Source organism: Pseudomonas sp. CLCA07 (genome assembly GCF_053615335.1).
Map to the genome: position 1 here is coordinate 2,671,572 of NZ_CM132131.1, position 24,851 is coordinate 2,696,422.

Sequence of the window (24,851 nt, forward strand, 5' to 3'; positions counted from 1 at the left end):
AAGGCCTGAGTCGGAGGTCTAGAGTTGGCGGCTTCCCTCCTCACGCAACAGCGCCTGCAAGGTATCGAGCCGCGCACCGTCGAAGGCAATCACGGTGCCCTGCTCGAACACCCGGCGCGCCAGCCCGGTCAGCACCGCACTGGGAGGCAGTTCGATCTGTAGACGTACGCCACGCTCGTAAGCGCTTTGCACGGTGCCGCGCCAATCAACGATGCGGCACATGTTGAAAGCCAGGTCGTCGCGCAAGGCTTCGACGTTGATGATGGGCCGGGCGCGGCTGCCACTGAGGTAACCCAACGACGGCGTTTTCAGCGGCACCTTGGCAAAGGCTTCGGCCAGGGTTTTAGCCGACGCATCCAGCAGCGGACAATGCGACGGCACGCTGACCGCCAGCCGCTTGGCCAGACCTGCACCGCAACGTTTCGCCAGCACCGCCACCGCGTTCATCGCCCCGTCGCTGCCGGCAACCACTATCTGGTTATCGGCATTGATATTGGCCAGGTAAACCGGCGTGTCGACGCTGTGAACCTGCGCCAGCAAGCCTTCCACTGTGGACAACTCCAGGCCGATGATCGCGGTCATGCCGTAGCCCTGTGGATAAGCCTGCTGCATCAACTCACCACGCAGGCTGACCAGATGCAGCGCATCGCTGAAACTCAAGGCACCGGCCACCACCGCTGCCGGGTAAGCGCCGATGGACAATCCGGCCACGTAATCCGGCGCGATGGATAACTGACGTGCCGCCGCGACACCGGCGATCAACAGGCAAAGCTGAACCGCACGGGTCGACTTCAAGGCCTCGGCGCCATCCAGCGACAACGCGTCTTCGCCCAACACATCACTCGCTTCGATCAGCGTCTCGCGAGGCAATCGCTGGAGCATGCCTGGCTGCTGCGCGCCCTGGCCGGGAAATACCAGCAAACTGCTCACGCGGTTTGCTCCTGCGGGTTCCACGGATCGATCACCAGACAGGCTTCGGTGGCGTTTTTCAGCAATACACACCGTGCAGAGCCGGCCCATTCGCGCAGGGCCACAGCGCCGAACGGCGTCTGCAACTGCATGTCCACCGGGCACACAGCCGCATCCAGAATTTTCACCAATGACTGCGCCTGAGAACGCTCCAGCGCTTGCGGCGTGCGCAGAATCAAGTCGAGATCACTGCCCTCGTGCAAGGCAACAAAGCCGCTGGCCAATTCAAACCCGGCGCTACCGCTGACACCCCACACCCAACCACAGCCGTTGAGTATCGGCCGCAGTCGATTGAGGGTGCGTATTGCAGGCAAGTCCCGATCCGTCGAAACGTGACAAAGGGCTTCCGGTTTGACCCGCCGCTGAATCGCATCGACCGACATCACCGTTGCAAAACGCTGTTCACGCAAGCGCCCACGCACGCCGACCGCGACCATACCCGGCGCGCTAACCGCACGCCGAACCACCACTGGCTGCCCCGCACCGAGCGAGTCGATCACCCACGCAGGCGCGTCCGCAGGCAACTGCTCCGGGGTCATTCCCCAGAGCAGATCGTGGGCCATAAGCGTGTTCACCACTGCGCTCTCAACAGTTGGCGAACCTTGCTCGACGCCCCGCGATTGCTCGCACCCAAGCGGCTGCTCAGATCGCAACCGTGGGCAGCTACATCGCCAATCGCCTGATTCAGGCATTCAGCCACCCGCGCCAGATCGGCTGCAGTCGGCTGCTCAATCTGTTCCACCGACAGGGTTTCCCACAACAAACCGAGACTGGCGTAGTTGTCGATGTCATAGGCCATTGGCGGCACGCTCGCGGCCAGCACTTCCAGCTCTTCAACGCTGCGCAAGGTCACTCGCGCCGCCGAGGCCTTGCCCATCGCATGCACCATCACACCCGGATCACGTAGTGCGATCAGTCGATTGGCTTGATAACCATGGGCCAGAAATGCGCCGGACATCGCCTTGCCCACCAGCAAACCAATCACTGCGTGACCAGCCAACCGCGCACGGGCGTAACTGTCTGCCGCCCCGGCCAATGCCTGGTGAATGCCGAGCGCTTCTTCGCGTCGGCCATAAGCCTGACTCGGCACATCGACGATGGCGATCAAGGCGCGTTTGTGCGGTTTTTTACTGTCAGCAACAATGACTTCATCCACAGCCTTGGCCAAACCCCAGCCTTCCAGAAGACCCACTTCACCGTTACGCGCACGGACAAAACGGTTGTCCGGATCAGCCACCACCGCGATAAACCGGACAGGCTGATCACCCAGCACACCATCGGCCACCTTCAATGAAGCCGGCAAACCTTCGACCGGCTTGGCCCCTGCGCTCAAGGCGTTGAACCAGTTCAAACCTCTTAGCGAATAGGTGCTCATGAGCGCGCTCCTTGATACAGATCGCGAACCGTCGCCGGTTCGATTTGCGGTGCGGCGTCCAGGCGTGCCAGCCGTTGCAGGTACAGATCCGCCTGACGACTGCGTTGTTGCGCCGGCAAACCTTGCTTGAGCAATTCGCACACCTGCTGCTGAATCTGCGCCACATCATCGGCGGCATAACGATCCACCAAACCGCTGGCGAAACGCTGTTCGCCACCGGTCAGGCTCCAGATGAAAGGACGGTCGCGGGAGTCGTATTCCTCAAGCCCTGCTTCCTGTTCGATGACTTGCGGACCATTCAGGCCAAGACGCGCTTCCTGGGTGACCAGTAAATAGCTGCACAACCCGGCGGCAATCGACATTCCGCCAAAGCAGCCGACGCTGCCGGCCACCACACCAATTACCGGTTGGTATTGGCGTAGATCGACAATTGCTGCATGGATATCGGCAATCGCTGCCAACCCAAGGTTGGCTTCCTGCAAGCGCACGCCGCCGGTTTCCAGCAGCAGCACGGCGCGAGTTGGAATGCCGTTGCGGTTGTCTTCAGCGGCCAGCTCCAGCGCGCCCGCCATCTTCGCCCCGCCGACTTCACCGAGGCTGCCGCCCTGGAATGCACCTTCGATGGCGGCGATGACCACCGGCAAACCACCGATGCTGCCCTTGGCGATCACTACGCCGTCATCGGCTTGCGGTACCACGCCCTGGCGCTCAAGCCACGGCGACATGACGCGTTGAAACGGGTCGAGCAATTCGCGGAAGGTGCTGGGGTCGAGCAAGGCTTTCGCTCGTTGCCGGGCGCCGAGCTCGATGAAGCTGCGTCTTTGTAGGTATGGCTGAAGGAGTTCTGAGCTGTCAGTCATGGCCGATCTCCTCAAAGCCTTGTTCCAGACGCAAGCGCACCACGCCCGGTGTCGCGCCGAAATCGTGGATGGCGATGTCCATCGCCGGTGGTGTCTGACCGTCGAACATCCTCGCGAACAGGTGTTGCCAGCGTTGCTGCGCACCATTGACCGAGGTCTGTACGTTGATCGTCAGCTTGCCAGCCTGACCTGGCTCGATCAGCACTTCCAGATCGCCCGAGCCGACACAGCCCACCAGCGTGCGACCGCGTGGCGGCTGCCCGGCGGGGAATTCAAAGGATAAGGTTTCCATCAGAAAGCTCCGGACTCGATGCGGTCGATAAACAGGCAGGCTGCGAGCAAGTCGGCAGCACCACCGGGCGAGGCATTCAACGCGATTAATTGTTCATCCAACTCATGCAAACGGCGGCGACCGGCGAGGCTGGCGCTGCCACCCGCGTCGAGCACGGCCTGGGCGCCAAGTTGCATGGTTTGCAGACCTTGTTCGCCCGCACGGTAGAGCACGCAGGTGTCGGCCAGTCGGGTCATGATTGCCAGCAAGGCATCGAGCCGGGCGTTCTGTTCACCGTGACCGGCGGCGCGACTGCGTTTGAGTTGCGGCAATGCCCGTTGAACCACAGAAGGAAAACCCAGCTGCGCTTCTTCACGGGCACCACAGGCACCGTAACGCTGCGCGACTTGGGCGCCGTGGCTGAGTGAGCGCGGCGCATATCGGTCGTCGAGTAACGCCAGGCGTGCGGCGCGCAAGGTGATGGAACCGGCCGCACTGGATTCAGGCTCAAGCGCGGCAGCAGTGACCAACAGGCCCAAGGCCCAGATCGCCCCGCGATGGGCATTCACACCGCCCGTGGTGGCGAGCATCGCTTGCTCGCCTTCCCGGCCAATCCGTCCCACGGCTTCGCGCAGCGGTAATCCGATTTCGCCAATCTCGATAGCGGCTTGCGCCATCTCCTTGAACGCGGACCACAGCGACAACGCCGAGGCGTGCATCAGCCCCAGGTGCAGGTCGGTATGCGCGCCGTTGCCACGACGATCGACCAGTGCCGGTTTCGGCGACAGGTCCGCTTCGTCGATCAGCGCATCCACCGCCAGGTCCGCCAGTCGCTCGGCCAGGGTCAAGGTTTTCGGTTGCAGGTTAAGTGCGTGCATTACCAGCTCCTGAACTTGGCGGGCGGGTTGTAGAGGCCACCGGACCACTCGACCAGATCAGCCACGCTTTTGGCCGCAAGCAGTTCGCGGGTGGCGTCGGTGCGGCGGATGCCAAGGTCTTCGGGCAACGCGATCAGGCCTTCGCGACGCATGCGCGCGGTGTCTTTCGGGTTGTGACGCAAGCCGATGGCGGTCACCCCGGCGACAGCGGCGATCATCGCCTGGCGTTCTTCCAGCGAACGCGCCTTGTACAGATACGCGATGCCTTCTTCGGTCAGCAGGTGGGTGACGTCGTCGCCGTAGACCATGATCGGCGCCAGCGGCATGCCGCTTTTCTTCGCCACGTCGATCGCGTCGAGGGTTTCGACGAAGGTCGGTTTGCCACCCTCCTGGAAGGTTTCGACCATTTGAACCACGAGTTTTTTACCGCGTTCGAGCATCGGTTCGGCCACGTCGGTGTGTCGCATGTCGAGCCAGGCCGGCGTGCCGTGACGACGACCGCGCGGATCGTGGCCCATGTTCGGCGCACCGCCAAAACCAGCGAGGCGTCCGCGTGTCACGGTGGAGGAATGACCGTCGCCATCGACTTGCAACGTGGCGCCGATAAACAGGTCCACCGCGTATTGCCCGGCCAGTTGGCAGAACATCCGGTTGGAACGCAGCGAGCCGTCGCGCCCGGTGAAGAACACGTCTGGCCGGGCGGCGATGTAGTTTTCCATGCCCAATTCGGTGCCGAAGCAATGCACGCTTTCGACCCAGCCGCTTTCGATCGCCGGGATCAAGGTCGGGTGCGGATTGAGCGTCCAGTTGCGGCAGATTTTGCCTTTGAGGCCGAGGGATTCGCCGTAGGTCGGCAGGATCAATTCGATGGCGGCGGTGTTGAAACCGATCCCGTGATTCAGGGACTGGACGTTGTGTTTTTCGTAGATGCCCCGGATCGCCATCATCGCCATCAACACGTGCACAGGCTTGATGTGCCGTGGGTCGCGGGTGAACAGCGGTTCGATGTAGAACGGCTTGTCGGCGACCACCACAAAATCGACCCAGGACGCAGGGATGTCGACGCGAGGCAGGTCCGTCACGTCGTCCACCAATTGATTGACCTGGACGATGACGATGCCATCGCTGAAGGCTGCCGGTTCAATCAATGCGGGAGTGTCTTCGGTGCTCGCCCCGGTGTAGATGTTGCCGGCGCGGTCGGCCATGAAACCGGCGGAAAGCACGACGTTGGGAATCAGGTCGACCACCAGTCGCGCATAGAGCTCGATGTAGGTGTGGATCGCGCCGATTTCCAGCAGGCCGTCTTCCAGCAACTGGCTGATGCGCAGGCTTTGCGTGCCGGCGAAGGAGAAGTCGAGCTTGCGCGCAATGCCGCGTTCGAACAGATCCAGATGCTCGGCACGGCCGACGCTGGGCATGATCATGTGCAGGTCATGCAGCTTGGCGGGATCGGCCTTGACCAGTGAGCGGGACAGGAAATCCGCCTGCTTCTGGTTATTGCCCTCCAGCACCACGCGGTCGCCGGGCAGGATCAATGCTTCCAGCGCCGCGACTATTTTGTCGGTGGGCAGGACCACACCGTCGGCCAGATCCTTGACCAACGCCAGACGCCGCTGCTTTTCGCTGCGCCGGCGCGTCCATCGCGAGTCGGGGGATATTGTTGTTGTCATGACCACTCCACGGGTTCGCTTTCGTGGGAGTCACCTTAGGAGTGTTGGGTGGGGGCATCAATCAAGCGCAGCGTCGGATCATTACGCTCACCGTAACGATCAAACAAAACCCTGTGGCGAGGGAGTGTCCCAGTCAGGTCTGCGGTGAATTGAAGGCCGCCATCGCGAGCAAGCTCGCTCCCACAGGTTTTGTGTACGCCGCAGATTAAATGTGGGAGCGAGCTTGCTCGCGATGGGGCCAGAACATTCACCGTAGCATCACAGTCTGGTCATCTGATGCACGCGAATCAGTCCCAAAAAAGGACCTTTCGGTCCCTTTTTGGGACTTTTCAACTTTTGCCGGTCGATTGAGGTTTTGTGTTTAAAAGTTTGTACGCAAGAAGGGTGCGAGGCTACGCAGTCTGACGGCGCTGCCTACAGCAATGCCGGAAGCCGCTGACTGGTGGGGTTTTGCGCTGAGCTTTATCGTTTGTGGGTCGCTGCCAATTCAGCGACCGGGTCTGGAATCCCGAGGTGTAGAAGGCGCAATAGCGCCCCCTCATGACGTATGCTTGCACACCTTTAATGTGTGTACTCCGTTATGGCGGCTGTGCGCGGGAGACCTTCGGGTCTACCGGGTTTTCTCCACCTCGGGTTCCAGCCCGCGTACAGCTGCCACCCCTTCGGCTGGAACCGAGGGAGCAGCTGAAAATCATTACTGGAGATTCACTATGTTCAAAGCCACTCCCAATCCCCCGGAAACCGACACCGATTCCGACGCATCCCTCGAAGCCGAAAAACTTAAAGAAGCCGCCGACCGCGCCTTCGCCCATTACTTCCCCCCTGCTCGCGACAAACCATCGAGACGCCGTAACAAGTCCCAGCTCTTCACGGTGTGCCCCGACATCGACGCCGAAGCCCTGCTGGCCAATGCCTCCGAAGACATGCTGTCGATCAGCGCGATTGCTGCTGATCTGGCAGACGATGTGGAAGGCTCTCGCCGCTCGGTAGCCTTGGCGATCAGCCGAATGGCGGATGGGGTGCAGTTGTTGGTGGAGCGGGCGCTGGATCATTACGAGGCGTTGCAGATGCAGATGCGGGCTCAGGCCAAGGTTTAGCCGTCAGGTTTGAGGTGAATGGAAGGCCGCCATCGCGAGCAAGCTCGCTCCCACAGGTTTTGTGTACACCGCAAATCCAATGTAGGAGTGAGCCTGCTCCGGGCGGCGTTCCGACGATGGGGCCAGTCAGACCAACCCAGCACTTACAAGCAGTTCTTCCAGTGCCAATAAGTCAGGGACTTTGGCAACTTGCTCCCCCACCTGCACCGCCGCCTGCTCCAGCGAACACAACGGCACATCGACATAGCTCAGCTGACTGTCGAGCTTGTGCGACCGAGGAATCCCCTGCACCAGCAATGCAATGAACTTCAACGCCGGCCGACCGCCCAGCGCATTGAGAATCACGATCCTCGCGCGCTCGCCGATGACGACTTTATTACCGCAAGCCGATTCAAAACTGAGCAACGGTATCTGCCGGTCGCGCCACTTCACCAGGCCCAGATACCACGGTGGCGTATCCAGATCGAACGCCCCCGGCTGATAGTCGATCAGCTCCGCCACCGCGACGTTGGGCAGGATCAGATTGCGGTCGGCCAAGGGCAGCAACAGGCCGGTGAGGTTTCTGGTGCGATGCTCAAGCATGGGTTTTGCTCCAGAGGGCGATGCTTTCGAGCAGCACCGATTCCTGGTACGGCTTGCCGAGGTAATCGTTAACGCCGATGGCCATCGCGCGGTCGCGGTGTTTCTGGCCGGTGCGTGAGGTGATCATGATGATCGGCAGGTGCTGCAAACGCTCGTCGGCGCGCACCTGGGTCGCGACTTCGAAACCGTCCATGCGCGGCATCTCGATGTCCAGCAGCATCACGTCCGGCATGTGTTCTTCGAGCAGCAGCATGGCGTCGACCCCGTCCTTGGCGGTCAGCACATTCATGCCGTGGCGTTCGAGCAAACGACTGGTGACCTTGCGCACGGTCACCGAGTCATCGACCACCAGCACCAGCAATGGCTTGTGTGGCTCGACCTCGGTGTCCTGGGTTAGCGCCTGCTGCGGCACAGGCGCCTGCATGGCCCGGATCGGCGCCAGCAAATCAAGAATCAGCACCACTCGGCCATCGCCCAAAATCGTCGCGCCGGCCAAGCCCTGCACCGCCGCGAACTGCGGGCCGAGGCTTTTCACCACGATCTCGCGCGTACCGGCCATGGAGTCGACCTGTACGGCAATGTGCCGCTCGTTGCATTGCACCAGCAACACCGGCAACGGCAGGCTTTGGCCCAACAGTTTCGGGCGGGAGCTGGTTTTCAGCAACTCGCCGAGGTAGCACAACTCATAGTCCTGTCCGGCGTAGTTGTACTTTGGAGGATCGAGTCGGTAATGCCCTTCCAGTTCGTTGGGCAGCACACGGACAATGCCGTCGATGGTGTTCAACGGGATCGCGTATTGATCATCAAAACACTGCACCATCAGCGCGCGGTTGACCGAGACGGTAAACGGCAGACGAATGCGGAAATGCACGCCCTGCCCCGGCACCGAGTCGATGACCATCGTGCCGCCGAGCTGGCGGACTTCTTCATGGACCACGTCCATGCCGACGCCGCGTCCGGAAATCTGGGTAATCTTCTCTGCCGTGGAAAACCCCGGTTGCAGGATGAACTGCAGCACGTCGTGGTCGCTGATATCGGCGTCCGCGGCCAGCAAGCCGCGCTTGATCGCCTTGCGTCGCACTGCGTCCAGCGGCACACCGGCACCGTCGTCGCGGATGTCGAAAATAATGTCGCCGCCCTCGCGGGACAAGTCGAGTGTGATCCGCCCCTTGGCCGGTTTGCCGGCCGCGATTCGCACCTCGGCCGATTCCAGGCCGTGGTCCACGGCATTGCGCAGCATGTGTTCCAGCGGCGGCGCCATGCGTTCAAGTACGTTGCGGTCCATCTCGCCTTCAGCGTTGCCGACAATGAACTCCACGTCCTTGCCCAGTTCGCTGGAGACCTGCCGAACGATGCGCTTCAAACGCGGCAGCATCCGCTCGAACGGCACCATGCGCGTGCGCATCAGTCCTTCTTGCAACTCGGTATTGATGCGGCCCTGCTGTTGCAGCAGGTTTTCCGCGTCCTGATTGCGCCGATCGAGGGTTTCCTTCAAATCGAGCAAGTCAGAGGCCGATTCGAACAGCGCCCGGGACAGTTGCTGCAATTGCGAGTGGCGGTCCATTTCCAGCGGGTCGAACTCTTCGTAGCCCAGGCGTTCGGCGTCGACTTGCTGGCGGCTGAGAATGCGGCCCTGGGTTTCGGTATCAAGTCGGCGCAATTGGTCGCGCATACGCTCGATGGTGGTTTCCATCTCGCTCAGAGTGACCCGCGCATCGTTGACCTGCTGTTCGATACGGCCACGGAAGATTGAAGTTTCACCGGCCAGATTGACAAGGTCATCGAGCAGTTCAGCCGAGACCTTGACCATGTCGGCGCCCGCTTCCGCTTGTATCGCGGGCGTCTCTGGCTTGGCGGCGGGCGTCACATCGGCCGGTTGCAGCACGGCCGGATGGCTGAAATTCTTGATCGCGTCGATCAGTTGGTCAGCGGGCGGCAATGGCTGCCCGGCGCGGGTCGCATCGAGCATCTGCGCCAACCGGTCGTGGCTGCTTTGCAACAACGTAAACAACGCCTCGCTCGGTTGCAGCGCGCCCGCCGAGAGGCTTTCGTAGAGAAACTCCAGCTCATGGGCAAGGTCGCCAATAGGCGCGATTTCGACCATTCGCGCGCCGCCCTTGAGCGTGTGCAGTTCACGCAGCAGGGTTTCCATTTCTTGTCGGTTCGACGGTTCGGCTTGCCAGCGCACGAGCGCGGCGCCGGAGTTTTCGATGATGTCGAAACCTTCCTCGAGGAAGATCTCCAGCAACTCGGGATCATGCCCCGCAGAATCCTTGACCGGCTCGGGCTCCGCCACTTCGGCGGCGTTGGCATTGCCCTGACGAAACTCGCGAATCGCCTCGATCAGCTCGCCCGGGTTCCCCAGCGATTGCTGATTCTGCAACTGCTCAAGCAACACCGCGAGCCGGTCATGGCTCTGTTGCAACAGCTGCACCAGGGTTTCACTGTAGTTGTAACGGCGGTCCACCAAGTCTTCGTAAAGGCTTTCCAATTCATGGGCGAGGTCGCCGACCGGCTGGACTTCTGCCATCCGCGCACCGCCCTTGAGGGTGTGCAAATCCCGCTGCAAGGACAACAGCGGTGCGGCGTTGTCCGGGTCGTTCAACCAGCGTTGCAGCGCGTGGCCGGCACTTTCGAGGATATCCACCGCTTCTTCGAGGAAGATCGAAACGATTTCGTCATCCAGTTCAACCTGGGTCGCCGACTGCTCCAGTTCGGCGGTGGCGCTGCCCAGCTCCCGGATACTCAGGGTACGGCTGCCATCACTGCGTATCAGGCCCATGGACGACGGATCCAGACTTTCGTCGAGCAAATCGCGCAAGGCCCGGATACGTTCCGGTTGCGGGCTGATTTCCTGGCCGGCGGCCAGTTCGTCGAGCATGTTGATCAGCGCTTCATGAGCACTTTGCGCCTCATGGAAAAACCGCTCGCTGACCGCCAGGCTGCTCTCTTCCACCGCGCCGTACAGGTCGAGCAAGGCTTCGCAGAGCGCATCCACCGGATGCAAATCGGCGAGGTGCGCGACTTCGCCGAGGGTGGTCAGCTCGTCGAGCAGCGCAGTCAGCTCCTGACGCTCGCCGGGATGCTGCTGCCAGCGCTGCAACAGGCTTTCGGCGTCCAGCAGGATGTCCATGCCCTGGGACAGGAAATTGTTGATCAACTGCGGATCGCGCTTGGTTCGCAGCGCTGTATTGGGCGTGCTCGACAGCGTTTGCAGACGCTCGGCGAGTAACGACCGGGTGCGTTCGATCAATGGGCCGGCGCCGCGTATCTGCGCCAACGGATCCGTCTTGAGCTGTCGCAACCCGAGCCGGAACAACCCTTCGGCTTCCAGCAACAGCTCGACTTCGTCCAGGTCCAGTGCGATCAGGTGCGCCTTGTACTCGCGGGCCAGTTGATCCAGTGCCGTCGCCAGCTCGGCAATCGGCAAGACCCCGGCCATCGAGGCACTGCCCTTCAGTGTGTGCAACGCCCGCTGCAATTCGTCGCTGGCCTGAAGTGGCACATGCTCGGCGGCCTGATCGAGAAAGCGGTCGAGGCTGGCCAGATGGGTTTCGGCTTCCTTGCGGAAGATCTCCAGCAACAGCGGGTCAAGGGCCGCCACGTCCTGGGTATCTTCATCGCTGGCCGGCGCATCGCCCTTGGCGAGCGCATGCGCGCGCGCGGCCAACTGGTCGACATCATTGCGCTGACGCTGGGCGTTGCCAGCGTATTCGGCCACCAGCTCCGGCAGCAGATTCAGTGCATCGGTGAGCAGTTGCTGCACGGCCGCCCCAGGCGCGACGCTGTCTTCCAGCACGCGGTTGAGCAGGTTTTCCACCGCCCAGGCCAGCTCGCCCAGCACCAGCGCCCGGACCATCCGGCCACTGCCTTTCAAGGTATGAAAGGCTCGGCGCAATTCGCTCAAGGCAGACTTGTCGTCGGGGTTGGCCGCCCAGCGCGGTAAATATTCCTGGAGGATATCCAGGACTTCATCGGTCTCTTCGAGAAAAACTTCGCGCAGCTCATCGTCGACCGGCTCTTCACCGGCGGGCGGCGGCAACAGGCTGCCCGGTGTGGTCAGGGCAGGCGGATTGACGGAAGACACGGGACTGGCCAGCACATCGGCCAGCGACTGCACGATCTCGGGGTCATCGAGTTCCTGCATCTCCTGCATGACCAGGGCTTCACTCGGGCTAAGCACATCGTCAAGCATTGGCACCTGGAATTCGCTGGGGAAAAACCCGAGTGACGCCAGGCTTTTTTCCGCAACGTCGAGCAGTTGTTCGCCCGGCGCTTCGGGATCGTCGCCAAGGCGCTCAAGGTAATACTCAATGCTGGTCACCACGTCGGCCAAGCTGTCCAGTTCCTGCCAGTCGGGCTGGTCCGACTCCAGCAGCAAATGCTCGCGAATGAAGTGATTGCAGGTTTCGATCAGGCTCGCTGCACGGTTCAACGGGATCATCGACAAGGCGCCGCGGACCTGGGTCAGCAAGGCCGGCAACGCCTGCAAATGCTGGCGATCCCAGTCGGCGTCGATGTAGTCGACGATCATGTCCTTGGCCTGTTGCAGGCAGATGCGCGCTTCGCGGATGACGATCTGATGGATCTGCGTCAGGTCGGTGGTCGGCAGGCGACTTTCTTCCTGGCTCTCGGGCTCTACCGTGCCCATCATGCCGGCCAAATTGGCTTCGACGTAGAGCAAGGCGCCCGCGACGTCCATGAGGATCGCGTCGTTGGGTTCGCGCTGGCCCTGAACCAGGCTCAGCACCACCGCCAGTTGATCGATGATGACTTTGCGCGGCTGGCCAAACCCCAGCACCGCCAGGGTGTCGGCGATTTGCCGCAGCGGTGCCAACAGGCTATCGAGGTCCGAGGTGTGCTGGCGGTCGCTGCGCACGAACAGGTCCAGGCGCTCCTTGACTCGCACCAGCTCTTCACAAAGCGCAGCCAGCACCGAGCGCATGGCATCGCGGTCGGGGCCGGCCAGGCGTGCGCGTTCTTCATCGACCATCGCGCTGTCAGGCAACGCGTCGTCCAGTGAGTAGCGATCTTTCATGGTCAGCATCTGCCCGGTAGGAAGTTCGGCCTTGGCAATGTAGAACAGCAAACTCTTGAGCAGCTCCGGCGGTGCCGGTTGATTGATCCCGCGGATGCCTTGTTCGAGCAAACGCTTGAGTTCTTTGTCGGCGTCCTTGAACAGGCTGCGCAGCGCCGGGCTGTTGGCGATCACGTCTGTGCGCATGCCTTCGACCAGTGCCGAGGCGACTTGCCACAGCGGGCTCAGGGGCGCATCAGCGCTTAACCCTTCAAGGCGTGAAAAAACCTTGGCCAGATAATTAAAATGGGTGTCGTCATCCTGTTCTCGCAGCAACCCGACCAGCGCCATCTGCAACATCTGGCGCAATTTGCGCAGCACATTGGCGAAATCCGCAGGCTCCAGCAGCGCCAGCGACGCTTCGTCCAGCGGTGGCAGCTCCACCAGTTGCGGGCTGAACAGGCTGGTTTCCGAGAGCAGGGTTTCCCCCCGGGCACTGCGCAAATCGTTGATCAGCGGCAACACCACCAAGGGTAGGTCACGGCGCGCACCTTGCACCCGGTCGAGGTAAATCGGCAGCTGCCCGAGGGCTTGCATCAACAGGTGAAGCGCCTCGTCACGGTGGCTGACGCGGTTGTGCTGCAAGGCGCGGGTCAACTGCTCCATCTCTTCGGCGAACAGGGCCGCACCGTAGAATTCGACCATCTGCAAACTGCCGTGAACCTGATGGATGTACGCCAGGCAATCACTCAAGGCGTACAACGCCTGCGGGTCATCAAGCAGGGTTTCGATCGCTTGATGGGCCTGCTTCAGCGTTTCGGCAATCTCGCCTTTGACCCACTCAAGGGCCACATAGTCGTGCCGATTACCCATAACCACTCCAGTCCCTACGCCAATCAAAAATCATACGCCTGTGGACGGTTCACGCTTTGTCTGCCGCCTGCGCCTTGACGGTCGGCAAGGTGAAGCCAGACACCGAACGCCGCAGCTGACTGGCCATTTTCGCCAAATTGCCGATGCTCTCGGCAGTGGCGGTGGAGCCGGACGAGGTCTGCGAGGTGATCTGTTGAATCACGTTCATCGTCAGGGAAATCTGCCCGGCCGAAGAGGTTTGCTGCTGCGCCGCGTTGGAAATACTCTGGATCAACGCGGCGAGGGTCTTCGATACGCCTTCGATTTCTTCCAGGGCCACACCGGCATCCTGCGCCAGACGCGCACCGCGCACCACTTCGGTGGTGGTCTGCTCCATCGAAATCACCGCTTCGTTGGTGTCCGTCTGGATCGCCCGCACCAGGGTTTCGATTTGCCGGGTCGCGGCGGACGAGCGCTCGGCCAGGCGCTGGACTTCATCGGCCACCACCGCAAAACCGCGCCCGGCGTCACCGGCCATCGACGCCTGGATGGCCGCGTTGAGCGCGAGGATGTTGGTCTGGTCGGCAATGTCATCGATCAGGCTGACAATATCGCCGATTTCCTGCGAGGACTCACCCAGACGCTTGATGCGCTTGGCGGTGTCCTGAATCTGCTCGCGAATGTTGTCCATGCCATGGATGGTGTTGTGCACCACCTCGTTGCCCTTGTTGGCAATTTCCACCGAGCGCTCGGCCACCGCCGAAGATTCAGCGGCGTTGGCCGACACTTGGTCGATGGACTGGGCCATGTCGTTGATAGCCGTGGAGGCTTCGGAAATCTGCTGCGCCTGATGCTCAGAGGCCTGCGCCAAGTGCATGGCGGTGGCCTGGGTTTCCTGCACGGCGGCGGCCACCTGGCCGGCAGTGAGGTTGATGGTCGCCACCAGGTCGCGCAATTGGTCCACGGAGTAGTTGATCGAGTCGGCGATGGTCCCGGTGAAGTCTTCAGTTACCGAGGCGGTAACGGTCAAGTCGCCGTCGGCCAGGTCTGCAATTTCATCCAGAAGCCGCATGATCGCGGTCTGGTTGCGTTCGTTTTTCTCGGCAGTTTCCCGAAGTTGGCGGTTGGTTTCGCGCACCATGACCATGCCGATCAAGATGATCGATGCCAGCGCCAGCAGACCCAGCACGTAACCGCCGATGGTGTCGACATTGCGCCCGTCGGCGAGGTTTTCGAAACCGATGGCCAGGTGCGAAGCTTCGTCGAGCAGGGTTTGCGACAGGGTGAAAATGTTGGTGGCTGACTCGCGGACCTTGAACAGTTCGGGCGAAGTCTCGAGGATTTCATCCACCGAGCCGGAGACGAATTCGAACAGTTCGGAAATCTCGCTCAACCGGGCGCGGGCATCGCGGTCCTCGACCTGGCTGATCCTCAGCGCCACGTTGCCCTGAAGCATGCCGTTGAGTACCTGGCCGAAACGCGCGGCATCGCGACCGAAAGCATCGGCGGCCTGCTGCGAGTTTTCATCGCCGGACAGCACGGTGTTCACCGCGCCCAAAATACGCTCGGCCAGCAGCGATTGACGCTGGGCCACCGCCACCTGGCCGGCCGGCGCCCCACGTTGCAGGAGGATTTCGACGACTTTCTCGTACTCGACCTGCAACTGCGGCACGGTTTCGGCCAGGGTCGCGGCGACCTGATGCAGCGACAGCACGGTCTGCTCGCTGGAGAGGATCGCGTCGGTGTTTTTCAGCAAGCGTTCCCAATCGAGCTGCACGGCGCGCATTTCCGGGCGCACCGTGGACGGCGCTGGTGGCAGGCCAGTGGCCGGGTCGCCCTTCTTCAGGTAACCCCAACGCAGCGCAAAGTCATTGCGCGCATCGCTGAGCAACTTGAACGCAGCCGCTTTGCCGGCGGCGGCTTCGGTGGCATTTTTAGCGATGCGCTGGGACAGTACGCGCAGCTCACCGGCATGGCCGATGTACTGTTTGTCGTACATGGCTTGGGTGTTGAGGTAAGCGAAATTGGCGAACAGCAGCATGATGAACACGATCAGCGCGATGAACAGCGCGACGATCTGCGAGCGGCTGCGCGTTCCTTCTGGCTTGCCTGTTTTTGCTTTTATCATCGGTCCTCGCCTGTCCTACCCAATTCACTACTCGCCCTTGTAGGAGCAAGGCTTGCCCGCGATGAACGATTACGCGGTGTGCCTGCAAAACCGCGTCGTCTGCATCGCGGGCAAGCCCGGCTCCTACAGGGGCCGGGGTCAAATCGCGACGTGCATAAAGCTTTGCGACTGCGCCAACGCAAACGGGCTGAACACTTGCCAGGTCTGCTCACGCTGGAATCGGCCTTTGACGAACGCCGACATTGGCCCACTCCACTGATCTGCCGGTTCCAGGCTGTCCTGGGCAAAGTGCTGCAAGCCAAAGACTTCGTCGACCAGCAACCCGGCAAACACCTCGTCATGTTCCACCACCAACACCCGCCGCTGCTTGCGCGCCGCGGAGACTTCGTGGCCAAAGAAACCGTACAAATCCATGATTGGCAACAATCGCCCACGCAGGTTGGCCACCCCTTTGACCCAGGGTTTGACGCCCGGCAACTGGGTAAACCGCGGTTCATGCAGGACTTCGCTGACTTCGCCCATCGGTGCGACGTACCAATCCTCGCCCAAGCGAAAACCGATGCCGCTCCAGCTGTCCTGCCGGATCGGCTGCGATGGAAGATCCGCCGCCAGCAGACGACAACGCTGGTCGATCTGCAGCAGCAGTTCGAAAGCCGTCAGCGACTCGCTCATGGCCGGACGATCAACCGGCCAACACGTTGTTCAGGGTTTTGATCAGGGTATCTTCATCAACCGGCTTGGTCAGGTAGTCCTTGGCGCCCTGGCGGGTGCCCCAGACCTTGTCGGTTTCCTGATCCTTGGTGGTGATGATGATCACCGGGATGTGCCCGGTTTCCGGGTCTTTGGTCAGCTGGCGGGTCGCCTGAAAACCGTTGAGGCCGGGCATGACGATGTCCATCAGCACCGCGTCGGGTTTTTCCTGACGGGCCAGGGCCACGCCGTCGGCACCGTTTTCGGCTTTCAACACTTCGTGGCCGTGCTTTTCCAGCATGCCGGTCAGTTTGTACATTTCGGTCGGCGAATCATCGACGATCAGAATACGTGCCATGGTCTTCCCCATTCTTGTCGACGCCGGGCCCGCTGGCCGAGCGTCACTGTGCTTGTCCTACTGCGGCAAAACGGCGGCGAAGCCCGGAACATGGGCCTGGATCGCGCTCAGCAGTTCTTCCTTGCTGAACGGCTTGGTCAAAAACTGGTCGGAGCCGACGATGCGCCCCTTGGCCTTGTCGAACAACCCGTCCTTGGACGACAGCATAATCACTGGCGTGGACTTGAACGCACTGTTGTTCTTGATCAACGCGCAGGTCTGATAGCCATCCAGACGCGGCATCATGATGTCGACAAAGATAATGCCGGGATGATTATCGGCAATCTTGGCCAGCGCATCGAAACCGTCGATGGCCGTAATGACTTCACAACCCACATTCTTCAACAGCGTTTCGGCGGTGCGTCGAATCGTCTTCGAATCGTCGATCACCATGACCTTCAAGGCGCTGGAATGCTGATCCATAAATGCTCTACCGTCGCCTTTGCGAAACAAATTGTCCGTTTGCGCTTGAAACCCTTGATACTCAAGGGCCAGCATGACATGGCAGCCTTTTTAGCACAGTCTCAAAAACCAATCTATCGGCCGGCTTGCGCGATGGTTTTTCCTTGACCGGGAACACACTCAGCGCCACTCTGACGCCACTTTTTCATGTCCATTCGGACCAGCCATTTTCGAGGAAAAACCCATGAGCGTTCGCGTCGGGATTGTCATGGATCCTATTGCCAGCATCTCCTATAAAAAGGATAGCTCGCTGGCCATGCTGCTGGCCGCGCAGAAGCGCGGCTGGGAACTGTTCTACATGGAACAGCGCGATTTGTACCAGGCCGAAGGTCAGGCCCGCGCGCGGATGCGTCCGCTGCAAGTGTTCGCCAACCCGGAAAAATGGTTCGAACTGGGCGCCGAGAGCGATGCGCTGCTGAGCGATCTGGACGTGATCCTGATGCGCAAGGATCCGCCGTTCGACATGGAATTCGTTTACTCCACCTACCTGCTGGAGCAAGCCGAACGCGCTGGCGTGCTGGTGGTCAACAAGCCGCAGAGCCTGCGTGACTGCAACGAAAAGCTGTTCGCCACGCTGTTCCCGCAGTGCACGCCGCCGACCGTGGTCAGCCGCCGCCCTGACGTGCTGCGCGAATTCGCCGATCATCACGGCGATGTGATTCTCAAGCCGCTGGACGGCATGGGCGGCTCCTCGATTTTCCGTCACACCGCCGGCCATCCAAACCTGTCGGTGATCCTCGAAACCCTGACTCTGCATGGCAAGCAGCAAATCATGATCCAGGGTTATCTGCCGGCCATCGTCGACGGTGACAAACGCATCCTGATGATCGACGGCGAGCCGGTGGATTACTGTCTGGCGCGGATTCCAGCCGCCGGTGAAACCCGCGGCAACCTCGCGGCCGGTGGTCGCGGAGAGGCGCGACCGTTAACCGACAAGGATCGCTGGATCGCCGCGCAAGTCGGCCCGACCCTGCGCGAAAAAGGCCTGTTGTTTGTGGGCCTGGACGTGATCGGCGAGCACCTGACCGAAATCAACGTCACCAGCCCGACCTGCATTCGCGAAATCGACAATGCCTTTGGCACCGACATTGGCGGCCTGCTGATGGATGCCATCGATCAGAAGCTCAAGGCTCGTTGATATAGAACGGCCGAGGCACGACCAACATTGCGTTATCATGCGCGGCCTGTGAAAAACGCGATGTTGGTTTTCTTGTCATGACTCTTCCGTCCGATCTGCCCGCTGAACTCGCCCATCGTGGCGTGCGCCCGGCTGATCGTCTCGGTTTTACCCTGTTTCTTGCGGCGTTGATTCACCTGGCCTTGCTGTTGGGCGTCGGCTTTACGATGGTCGAGCCCAAACAGATCAGCAAAACCCTGGAAATCACCCTCGCCACCTTCAAAAGCGAAAAGAAGCCCGAAAAAGCCGATTTCCTTGCCCAGGAAAATCAGCAGGGCAGCGGCACCCTGGATAAAAAGGCTATCCCCAAGACCACCGAGGTCGCGCCGTTCCAGGACAACAAGGTGCAAAAGGTCACGCCACCGCCCGCCGCCAAGCCTGAAGTTCAGGAAGCCGCGCCCAAGGCTGCCGTGACCACCGTCGCACCCAAGCCGAAAAAAGCGGCGGCCAAGAACGAAGAGGTCAAACCGCAAACCAAACCCGCGGTGGCTGCACCGACTTTCGACAGTTCCCAGCTGTCCAGCGACATCGCCAGCCTCGAAGCGGAACTGGCCAACGAACAACAGTTGTACGCCAAACGCCCACGCATCCACCGCTTGAGCGCGGCGTCGACCATGCGCGACAAAGGCGCCTGGTATAAGGACGAATGGCGCAAGAAGGTCGAGCGCATCGGCAACCTCAATTACCCCGACGAAGCCCGACGCAAACAGATTTACGGCAATTTGCGGTTAATGGTTTCGATCAACAGCGATGGCTCGCTCTATGAAGTGCTGGTGCTGGAGTCGTCCGGGCAACCGCTGCTGGACCAGGCGGCGCAGCGGATCGTGAGGCTCGCGGCACCGTTTGCGCCATTTACCGGCGATCTTTCGGACATCGACCGCTTGGAAATCATCCGCACGTGGAGGTTTGCGCGCGGGGACAGACTCTCCAGCAACTGACTGGTATATGACCTGTAGGAGCTGGCTTGCCAGCGAAGGCGTTTTCGACAGCGCTTTCGCTGGCAAGCCAGCTCCTACAGGAGATCAATCTCACGCAAACATCCATTCCCCAGCTTGTCAGTTCGCCCCTCCAACGCCACACTATCGCTCATGAAAAACGTCGACCCCAGCTACCTCAAGCATCAATTCCTGATCGCCATGCCTCACATGGCCGACCCGAACTTTGCGCACACCTTGACCTACATTGTCGAGCACACGGCCAATGGTGCCATGGGGCTGGTGATCAACCGCCCGCTAGACCTGAGTCTGGCCGACATCCTTGAGCAACTGCGCCCGGACATCGAGCCGCCAGCGCTGTGCGGGCATGTGCCGATTTTCATGGGCGGTCCGGTGCAGACGGATCGCGGCTTTGTCCTGCACCCCAAAGGGCAGAGCTATCAGGCGACCGCTGATCTGGAAGACGAGCTGTCCTTGTCTACCTCTCAGGACGTGCTGTTCGCCATCGCCGACGGCGTGGGTCCGGCGAAAAGCCTGATCGCCTTGGGTTACGCGGGCTGGGAAGCCGGGCAGCTGGATGCCGAACTGGCCCAGAACGCCTGGCTGACCTGCCCGTTCGACGCCGACATCCTGTTCAACACCAGCAGCGAGCTGCGCCTGGAAGCGGCGGCCAAGCATTTGGGCATCAACCTCAGCCTACTCACCAGCCAGGCGGGGCACGCCTGATGGCCCTGCGCCTGATTTTGGGTTTTGACTACGGCACCAAACAGATCGGCGTCGCGGTCGGCCAGGTGATTACCGGCCAGGCTCGCGAGCTGTGCACCTTGAAGGCCCAGAACGGCGTTCCCGACTGGAATCAGGTCGAAGCCCTGATTAAAGAGTGGAAACCCGACGCCGTGGTGGTCGGCCTGCCCTTGAACATGGACGGCACCCCGAGCGACATGTGCCTGCGCGCGGAAAAGTTCGCCCGCCGCCTGAATGGTCGTTACAACCTGCCCTTCTATACCCACGATGAACGCCTGACCACGTTTGAAGCCAAAGGCGAGCGACGTGATCGCGGCGGGCAAAAAGGCAGTTACCGCGACAACCCGGTGGACGCCATCGCCGCCGCCCTGCTGCTGCAAGGCTGGCTCGACGAAAACACCGCACTGTTCGAGTCCTGAAGCAACGAATCCTCAAGAGCCGCTGTCAGCGACTCTTTATAGCGACAACCCGAGCCCCCCTCAATTAGCATCGGCTCGGGCCCAAGAAGGAGCAACCATGAGCCTGCCCAATCCCGCCGAACTGATCAGCCAGATGGCGATCCGGCTTGACGCCCACCTGGCCAAACGAGGCATCAGCGAACCGCGTTACATCGGTATTCGTACCGGCGGTGTCTGGGTCGCCCAGGCCTTGCTCAAGGAACTGTGCAGCGACTCGCCGCTCGGCACCCTGGATGTTTCCTTCTACCGCGACGATTTCAGCCAGAGCGGCTTGCACCCGCAGGTTCGCCCGTCTGCGCTACCGTTCGAAATCGAAGGCCAGCACCTGGTATTGATCGACGACGTGCTCATGAGCGGTCGGACCATCCGCGCGGCCCTGAACGAACTCTTCGACTACGGCCGCCCGGCCAGCGTAACGCTGGTCTGCCTGCTGGACCTGGACGCCGGCGAGTTGCCGATCCGCCCGAACGTGGTGGGCGCGACGCTGTCGCTGGCCGCCCATGAGCGGGTGAAACTGTCTGGCCCCGAGCTCAAGCTTGAATTGCAAGACCTCGCCCTTTAATCCGCCCTATTGAGAGTCCCCTCGCGATGACGCCTCTAGATACCAAGCGCCCGCTGCAGCTCAATGATCAGGGCCAGCTGCGCCACTTCCTCTCGCTCGACGGTTTGCGCCGCGAGCTGTTGACGGAAATCCTCGACACCGCCGACTCGTTCCTCGAAGTCGGCGCCCGGGCGGTGAAGAAAGTCCCGTTGCTGCGCGGCAAGACCGTGTGCAATGTGTTCTTCGAAAACTCCACCCGCACCCGCACCACCTTCGAACTGGCGGCCCAGCGGCTGTCGGCGGACGTGATCACCCTGAACGTGTCGACCTCGTCGGCCAGCAAGGGCGAAACCCTGCTCGACACCCTGCGCAACCTCGAAGCCATGGCCGCCGACATGTTTGTCGTCCGTCACGGTGACTCCGGTGCCGCGCACTTCATCGCCGAGCATGTGTGCCCGCAAGTGGCAATCATCAACGGCGGCGACGGCCGTCACGCGCACCCGACGCAGGGCATGCTCGACATGCTGACCATCCGTCGGCACAAGGGTGGCTTCGAAAACCTCTCGGTGGCCATCGTCGGCGACATCCTGCACTCGCGGGTGGCGCGCTCGAACATGCTGGCACTGAAAACCCTCGGTTGCCCGGACATCCGCGTGATCGCGCCGAAAACCCTGCTGCCGATCGGCATCGAGCAATACGGCGTGAAGGTTTACACCGACATGACCGAAGGCCTGAAAGACGTCGACGTGGTGATCATGCTGCGCCTGCAACGCGAGCGCATGACCGGCGGCCTGCTGCCGAGCGAAGGCGAGTTCTACCGCCTGTTCGGCCTGACCACCGCACGCCTGGCCGGGGCCAAGCCGGATTGCATCGTCATGCACCCGGGGCCGATCAACCGTGGGGTGGAGATTGAGTCGGCTGTGGCCGACGGCCCGCACTCGGTGATCCTCAACCAGGTCACCTACGGTATTGCGATTCGTATGGCCGTGCTGTCCATGGCCATGAGCGGGCAGACTGCGCAACGTCAATTCGAGCAAGGCCAATTCGAGCAGGAGAACGCCCAGTGAAGCTCAGTATTCTCGGCGCCCGCGTGATTGATCCAGCCACGGGGCTGGATAAAGTGACTGACATCCACATTGAAGCCTGCAAGATCGTCGCCCTGGGCGCCGCTCCAGCCGGTTTTGTCGCCGTCGACACCCTCGACGCCCAAGGTCTGGTGGCCGCCCCTGGGCTGGTTGACCTGAACGTCGCCCTGCGCGAGCCGGGCTACAGCCGCAAAGGCTCTATCATCAGCGAAACCCGCGCGGCGGCGGCCGGTGGCGTGACCAGCCTGTGCTGCCCGCCGAAAACCAAACCGGTGCTGGACACCTCGGCCGTGGCCGAACTGATCCTCGACCGCGCTCGCGAAGCCGGCAACACCAAAGTTTTCCCGATTGGCGCCCTGAGCAAAGGCCTGGACGGCGAACAGCTGGCTGAACTGGTCGCCCTTCGCGATGCCGGCTGCGTGGCCTTCGGCAACGGCCTGGAGAGCTTCCGCAACACCCGCACCCTGTGCCGGGCGCTGGAATACGCGGCGACGTTCGACCTGACGGTGATATTCAACTCGCAGGACCATGATCTGGCCGAAGGTGGTTTAGCCCACGAAGGCCCGACTGCCAGCTTCCTTGGCTTGCCGGGCATTCCGGAAACCGCTGAAACCGTGGCCCTGGCCCGAGACTTGTTGCTGGTCGAGCAGAGCGGCGTGCGTGCGCACTTCAGCCAACTCACCAGCGCTCGCGGTGTGGCCCTGATCGCTCAGGCCCAGGCCCGTGGGCTGCCGGTGACTGCCGATGTGGCGTTGTATCAGCTGATCCTGACCGATGAGGCCTTGATCGACTTCAGCAGCCTCTATCACGTCCAGCCGCCACTGCGCACCCGCGCCGACCGCGACGGCCTGCGTGAAGCGGTGAAATCGGGCGTGATCTCGGCCATCTCCAGCCATCACCAACCGCATGAGCGGGATGCCAAACTGGCACCGTTCGGCGCCACTGAACCCGGCATCAGCAGCGTTGAATTGCTGCTGCCGCTGGCGATGACGCTGGTGGAGGATGGTTTGCTGGATCTGCCAACGTTGCTGGCGCGTTTGAGCGCAGGACCTGCCGAGGCGCTGCGTTTGCCGGCCGGCAAGCTGGCGGTGGGTGGGCCGGCGGACATCGTGCTGTTCGACCCGGCGGCTTCGACTGTGGCCGGTGAGAACTGGCTGTCCAAAGGTGAGAACTGCCCGTTTATTGGGCATACCCTGCCGGGTGTGGTGCGTTACACCTTGGTGGATGGACGGATCAGCCACCAGGCTTAAAACTGTGGCGAGGGGGCTTGCCCCCGTTGGGCCGCGAAGCGGCCCCAAAAACAGGTCTGCTACGCAGCCCAACGGGGGCAAGCCCCCTCACCACAACTTACTGGAAAGCGCCTCTGTTCTGGGCGTTGCGCACGGATACCTGGTCATTCAGCGTCCAGAAGTCATACAACACCCCGACAAAGAACAACCCGCCCGTCACCAGGTACAGCAACCCGCTGATCCACTTCCCTTGATACATCCGATGTACGCCGAACACCCCGAGAAACGTCAGCAGAATCCAAGCCACGTTGTATTCGATAGGCCCTGCGGTGAACCGAAGGTCAGCTTCACGGTCCATAGTCGGGATCAGAAACAGGTCGATCAGCCAGCCAATCCCCAGCAAACCAAAGGTGAAGAACCAGATCGTCCCGGTCACCGGTTTGCCGTAATAGAAGCGGTGAGCGCCGGTAAAACCAAAAATCCACAGCAGATAACCAATCACTTTGCTGTGCGTATCGTGATGTGCGGCGGACTGTTGATAGCTGTTCATTAAGGACCTCGACTCACGCGATAGATAAATATTCTTTAAATCTTTGTGACTTTTTTACAGGCTGCCGACGTATGGCAAATGCTACCGTGGCTCCCGTCAAAGCCTTATAGCACCTGACTTCTGTCCGACAATTGCGGCAATCTGCCGCTTGTTTGGTTCTAATGGCCACCATGTTGAATCGACCAACGGCCTCGGAAGGGCAAAAAAAGCTGTTATAAAGTTGCGCGTTCACCCATTCGAGCCCTGCCTAATGCGTCCATTTTTCAAGACATGGCTAACCATTTGCCTTTTGATGCCACTGGCCGCCCACGCCACCAATCGTGAGCAACGTCTTCCAAACGTTAATGGTTACACCCCAAAATCCCATGTTTCTGCTCCCTCCAGCAAAAACAAAAAAACTGCACAAGATTCGACCCAGCTGAGCGACAACAGCAAACTTGTACCGCCAATGGCGAGCAAGGAAAGCAGCAACGTGCTGAGCCGCGCCGTAAACGTCCTCGGTACTCCTTATCGTTGGGGCGGCAGTAGCCCAAGTAAAGGGTTCGACTGTAGTGGCCTGGTGAAATATGCGTTCAACGACACCACGTTTGACCTGCCGCGCACCTCCAATGCCATGGCCAGCGGTCATGGCGAGAAAATCGATCGCGACGACCTGAAGCCGGGCGACCTGATTTTCTTCAACATCAAGAGCCGCCGGGTCAATCACGTTGCCATCTACCTGGGCAACGACCGCTTCATCCACGCACCACGCCGTGGCAAGTCGGTGAGCATCGATACGCTGAAAAAGCCTTACTGGGAAAAACATTACGTGGTTGCCAAGCGGGTTCTGCCTAAAGAACCGAATCAGATGCGCGTCGCTCAGCGTTGATTTGTTAGTGCCCACC

Annotated in this window: 23 protein-coding genes; 9 read left to right on the forward strand and 14 right to left on the reverse strand. The window is 61.1% G+C overall.

Annotation, left to right across the window (positions count from 1 at the left end; all coding sequences use genetic code 11):
• Nucleotides 1-18: 18 nt before the first annotated feature.
• Genes mdcH through mdcA form a run of 7 tightly spaced genes read right to left on the reverse strand, consistent with a single transcriptional unit; the run spans nucleotide 19 to nucleotide 6,023 of the window.
• On the reverse strand, nucleotides 19-930 hold the full coding sequence (gene mdcH, locus ACWGZX_RS12345) for a malonate decarboxylase subunit epsilon (RefSeq protein WP_452628493.1): 912 nt from the start codon (nucleotides 928-930) through the stop codon (nucleotides 19-21).
• Nucleotides 927-1,547, reverse strand: a complete 621-nt coding sequence (locus tag ACWGZX_RS12350; protein WP_452628494.1) for a malonate decarboxylase holo-ACP synthase — start codon at nucleotides 1,545-1,547, stop codon at nucleotides 927-929. The genes mdcH and ACWGZX_RS12350 overlap by 4 nt, the downstream gene beginning before the upstream one ends.
• Nucleotides 1,541-2,344 (reverse strand): biotin-independent malonate decarboxylase subunit gamma, encoded by an 804-nt coding sequence (mdcE, locus tag ACWGZX_RS12355; RefSeq protein WP_452628495.1) that lies wholly within the window; start codon nucleotides 2,342-2,344, stop codon nucleotides 1,541-1,543. The genes ACWGZX_RS12350 and mdcE overlap by 7 nt, the downstream gene beginning before the upstream one ends.
• Nucleotides 2,341-3,204, reverse strand: coding sequence for a biotin-independent malonate decarboxylase subunit beta (locus ACWGZX_RS12360; RefSeq protein ID WP_452628496.1), 864 nt, complete (start codon nucleotides 3,202-3,204; stop codon nucleotides 2,341-2,343). Before ACWGZX_RS12360 ends, mdcE begins: the two co-directional genes overlap by 4 nt.
• The gene (locus ACWGZX_RS12365) at nucleotides 3,197-3,496 is read right to left on the reverse strand and encodes a malonate decarboxylase subunit delta (protein WP_140671129.1); all 300 of its coding nucleotides are present in this window, start codon (nucleotides 3,494-3,496) and stop codon (nucleotides 3,197-3,199) included. The genes ACWGZX_RS12360 and ACWGZX_RS12365 overlap by 8 nt, the downstream gene beginning before the upstream one ends.
• On the reverse strand, nucleotides 3,496-4,353 hold the full coding sequence (locus ACWGZX_RS12370) for a triphosphoribosyl-dephospho-CoA synthase (protein WP_452628497.1): 858 nt from the start codon (nucleotides 4,351-4,353) through the stop codon (nucleotides 3,496-3,498). The genes ACWGZX_RS12365 and ACWGZX_RS12370 overlap by 1 nt, the downstream gene beginning before the upstream one ends.
• Complete coding sequence (gene mdcA / locus ACWGZX_RS12375) at nucleotides 4,353-6,023, reverse strand: malonate decarboxylase subunit alpha (protein WP_452628498.1); 1,671 nt, start codon at nucleotides 6,021-6,023, stop codon at nucleotides 4,353-4,355. The genes ACWGZX_RS12370 and mdcA overlap by 1 nt, the downstream gene beginning before the upstream one ends.
• Before the next feature lie 710 nt (nucleotides 6,024-6,733).
• On the opposite strand from mdcA, the gene ACWGZX_RS12380 reads away from it, so the two are divergent.
• Nucleotides 6,734-7,120, forward strand: coding sequence for a DUF6124 family protein (locus tag ACWGZX_RS12380; RefSeq protein ID WP_452628499.1), 387 nt, complete (start codon nucleotides 6,734-6,736; stop codon nucleotides 7,118-7,120).
• Nucleotides 7,121-7,246: 126 nt separating this feature from the next.
• Here ACWGZX_RS12380 and ACWGZX_RS12385 read toward each other — a convergent pair whose 3' ends face one another.
• The 6 genes from ACWGZX_RS12385 to pilG form a co-directional block, all read right to left on the reverse strand.
• Nucleotides 7,247-7,702 carry a chemotaxis protein CheW gene (locus ACWGZX_RS12385; protein WP_452628500.1) on the reverse strand — a complete coding sequence of 152 codons (456 nt, stop codon included), beginning with the start codon at nucleotides 7,700-7,702 and terminating at the stop codon, nucleotides 7,247-7,249.
• On the reverse strand, nucleotides 7,695-13,592 hold the full coding sequence (locus ACWGZX_RS12390) for an Hpt domain-containing protein (protein WP_452628501.1): 5,898 nt from the start codon (nucleotides 13,590-13,592) through the stop codon (nucleotides 7,695-7,697). The genes ACWGZX_RS12385 and ACWGZX_RS12390 overlap by 8 nt, the downstream gene beginning before the upstream one ends.
• A 49-nt stretch (nucleotides 13,593-13,641) precedes the next feature.
• Nucleotides 13,642-15,699 (reverse strand): methyl-accepting chemotaxis protein, encoded by a 2,058-nt coding sequence (locus ACWGZX_RS12395; protein ID WP_223518065.1) that lies wholly within the window; start codon nucleotides 15,697-15,699, stop codon nucleotides 13,642-13,644.
• Nucleotides 15,700-15,837: 138 nt separating this feature from the next.
• The gene (locus tag ACWGZX_RS12400) at nucleotides 15,838-16,371 is read right to left on the reverse strand and encodes a chemotaxis protein CheW (protein ID WP_452628502.1); all 534 of its coding nucleotides are present in this window, start codon (nucleotides 16,369-16,371) and stop codon (nucleotides 15,838-15,840) included.
• Nucleotides 16,372-16,381: 10 nt separating this feature from the next.
• Nucleotides 16,382-16,747, reverse strand: coding sequence for a twitching motility response regulator PilH (pilH, locus tag ACWGZX_RS12405; RefSeq protein WP_007897961.1), 366 nt, complete (start codon nucleotides 16,745-16,747; stop codon nucleotides 16,382-16,384).
• A 57-nt stretch (nucleotides 16,748-16,804) separates the two neighbouring features.
• Entirely contained in the window at nucleotides 16,805-17,209 is a 405-nt protein-coding gene (gene pilG / locus ACWGZX_RS12410) for a twitching motility response regulator PilG (protein WP_223518062.1), read from the reverse strand.
• A gap of 223 nt (nucleotides 17,210-17,432) precedes the next feature.
• Between pilG and gshB the strand changes: the two genes are divergently transcribed.
• From gshB to ACWGZX_RS12445, 7 genes are all read left to right on the forward strand, one after another.
• A complete protein-coding gene (gene gshB / locus ACWGZX_RS12415) occupies nucleotides 17,433-18,386 on the forward strand; it encodes a glutathione synthase (RefSeq protein WP_223518061.1) in 954 nt (317 codons plus the stop codon).
• Between the two features lie 77 nt (nucleotides 18,387-18,463).
• Complete coding sequence (locus tag ACWGZX_RS12420; protein ID WP_452628503.1) at nucleotides 18,464-19,363, forward strand: TonB family protein; 900 nt, start codon at nucleotides 18,464-18,466, stop codon at nucleotides 19,361-19,363.
• Between the two features lie 150 nt (nucleotides 19,364-19,513).
• Complete coding sequence (locus ACWGZX_RS12425) at nucleotides 19,514-20,086, forward strand: YqgE/AlgH family protein (RefSeq protein WP_452628504.1); 573 nt, start codon at nucleotides 19,514-19,516, stop codon at nucleotides 20,084-20,086.
• Nucleotides 20,086-20,523 (forward strand): Holliday junction resolvase RuvX, encoded by a 438-nt coding sequence (gene ruvX, locus ACWGZX_RS12430; protein ID WP_003195067.1) that lies wholly within the window; start codon nucleotides 20,086-20,088, stop codon nucleotides 20,521-20,523. Before ACWGZX_RS12425 ends, ruvX begins: the two co-directional genes overlap by 1 nt.
• A 97-nt stretch (nucleotides 20,524-20,620) precedes the next feature.
• Nucleotides 20,621-21,124: a bifunctional pyr operon transcriptional regulator/uracil phosphoribosyltransferase PyrR gene (pyrR, locus tag ACWGZX_RS12435; RefSeq protein ID WP_452628505.1), complete on the forward strand. Its 504-nt coding sequence runs from the start codon at nucleotides 20,621-20,623 to the stop codon at nucleotides 21,122-21,124.
• A gap of 26 nt (nucleotides 21,125-21,150) precedes the next feature.
• Nucleotides 21,151-22,170 (forward strand): aspartate carbamoyltransferase catalytic subunit, encoded by a 1,020-nt coding sequence (locus ACWGZX_RS12440; protein ID WP_223518052.1) that lies wholly within the window; start codon nucleotides 21,151-21,153, stop codon nucleotides 22,168-22,170.
• A complete protein-coding gene (locus ACWGZX_RS12445; protein WP_452628506.1) occupies nucleotides 22,167-23,438 on the forward strand; it encodes a dihydroorotase in 1,272 nt (423 codons plus the stop codon). Before ACWGZX_RS12440 ends, ACWGZX_RS12445 begins: the two co-directional genes overlap by 4 nt.
• A 97-nt stretch (nucleotides 23,439-23,535) precedes the next feature.
• On the opposite strand, the gene ACWGZX_RS12450 is transcribed toward ACWGZX_RS12445, so the two are convergent.
• Nucleotides 23,536-23,967, reverse strand: a complete 432-nt coding sequence (locus ACWGZX_RS12450; RefSeq protein WP_452628507.1) for an NINE protein — start codon at nucleotides 23,965-23,967, stop codon at nucleotides 23,536-23,538.
• 250 nt (nucleotides 23,968-24,217) lie between these two features.
• On the opposite strand from ACWGZX_RS12450, the gene ACWGZX_RS12455 reads away from it, so the two are divergent.
• Nucleotides 24,218-24,835 (forward strand): C40 family peptidase, encoded by a 618-nt coding sequence (locus tag ACWGZX_RS12455; RefSeq protein WP_223518210.1) that lies wholly within the window; start codon nucleotides 24,218-24,220, stop codon nucleotides 24,833-24,835.
• Nucleotides 24,836-24,851 lie beyond the last annotated feature (16 nt).

Excerpts from the sequence above, each read along its gene's own strand:
- mdcE (WP_452628495.1), bottom strand. The coding sequence starts at position 2,344 with ATGAGCACCTATTCGCTAAGAGGTTTGAACTGGTTCAACGCCTTGAGC.
- ACWGZX_RS12360 (WP_452628496.1), bottom strand. The coding sequence starts at position 3,204 with ATGACTGACAGCTCAGAACTCCTTCAGCCATACCTACAAAGACGCAGC.
- ACWGZX_RS12365 (WP_140671129.1), bottom strand. The coding sequence starts at position 3,496 with ATGGAAACCTTATCCTTTGAATTCCCCGCCGGGCAGCCGCCACGCGGT.
- ACWGZX_RS12370 (WP_452628497.1), bottom strand. The coding sequence starts at position 4,353 with ATGCACGCACTTAACCTGCAACCGAAAACCTTGACCCTGGCCGAGCGA.
- mdcA (WP_452628498.1), bottom strand. The coding sequence starts at position 6,023 with ATGACAACAACAATATCCCCCGACTCGCGATGGACGCGCCGGCGCAGC.
- ACWGZX_RS12380 (WP_452628499.1), top strand. The coding sequence starts at position 6,734 with ATGTTCAAAGCCACTCCCAATCCCCCGGAAACCGACACCGATTCCGAC.
- ACWGZX_RS12385 (WP_452628500.1), bottom strand. The coding sequence starts at position 7,702 with ATGCTTGAGCATCGCACCAGAAACCTCACCGGCCTGTTGCTGCCCTTG.
- ACWGZX_RS12390 (WP_452628501.1), bottom strand. The coding sequence starts at position 13,592 with ATGGGTAATCGGCACGACTATGTGGCCCTTGAGTGGGTCAAAGGCGAG.
- ACWGZX_RS12395 (WP_223518065.1), bottom strand. The coding sequence starts at position 15,699 with ATGATAAAAGCAAAAACAGGCAAGCCAGAAGGAACGCGCAGCCGCTCG.
- ACWGZX_RS12400 (WP_452628502.1), bottom strand. The coding sequence starts at position 16,371 with ATGAGCGAGTCGCTGACGGCTTTCGAACTGCTGCTGCAGATCGACCAG.
- pilH (WP_007897961.1), bottom strand. The coding sequence starts at position 16,747 with ATGGCACGTATTCTGATCGTCGATGATTCGCCGACCGAAATGTACAAA.
- pilG (WP_223518062.1), bottom strand. The coding sequence starts at position 17,209 with ATGGATCAGCATTCCAGCGCCTTGAAGGTCATGGTGATCGACGATTCG.
- gshB (WP_223518061.1), top strand. The coding sequence starts at position 17,433 with ATGAGCGTTCGCGTCGGGATTGTCATGGATCCTATTGCCAGCATCTCC.
- ACWGZX_RS12420 (WP_452628503.1), top strand. The coding sequence starts at position 18,464 with ATGACTCTTCCGTCCGATCTGCCCGCTGAACTCGCCCATCGTGGCGTG.
- ACWGZX_RS12425 (WP_452628504.1), top strand. The coding sequence starts at position 19,514 with ATGAAAAACGTCGACCCCAGCTACCTCAAGCATCAATTCCTGATCGCC.
- ruvX (WP_003195067.1), top strand. The coding sequence starts at position 20,086 with ATGGCCCTGCGCCTGATTTTGGGTTTTGACTACGGCACCAAACAGATC.
- pyrR (WP_452628505.1), top strand. The coding sequence starts at position 20,621 with ATGAGCCTGCCCAATCCCGCCGAACTGATCAGCCAGATGGCGATCCGG.
- ACWGZX_RS12440 (WP_223518052.1), top strand. The coding sequence starts at position 21,151 with ATGACGCCTCTAGATACCAAGCGCCCGCTGCAGCTCAATGATCAGGGC.
- ACWGZX_RS12450 (WP_452628507.1), bottom strand. The coding sequence starts at position 23,967 with ATGAACAGCTATCAACAGTCCGCCGCACATCACGATACGCACAGCAAA.
- ACWGZX_RS12455 (WP_223518210.1), top strand. The coding sequence starts at position 24,218 with ATGCGTCCATTTTTCAAGACATGGCTAACCATTTGCCTTTTGATGCCA.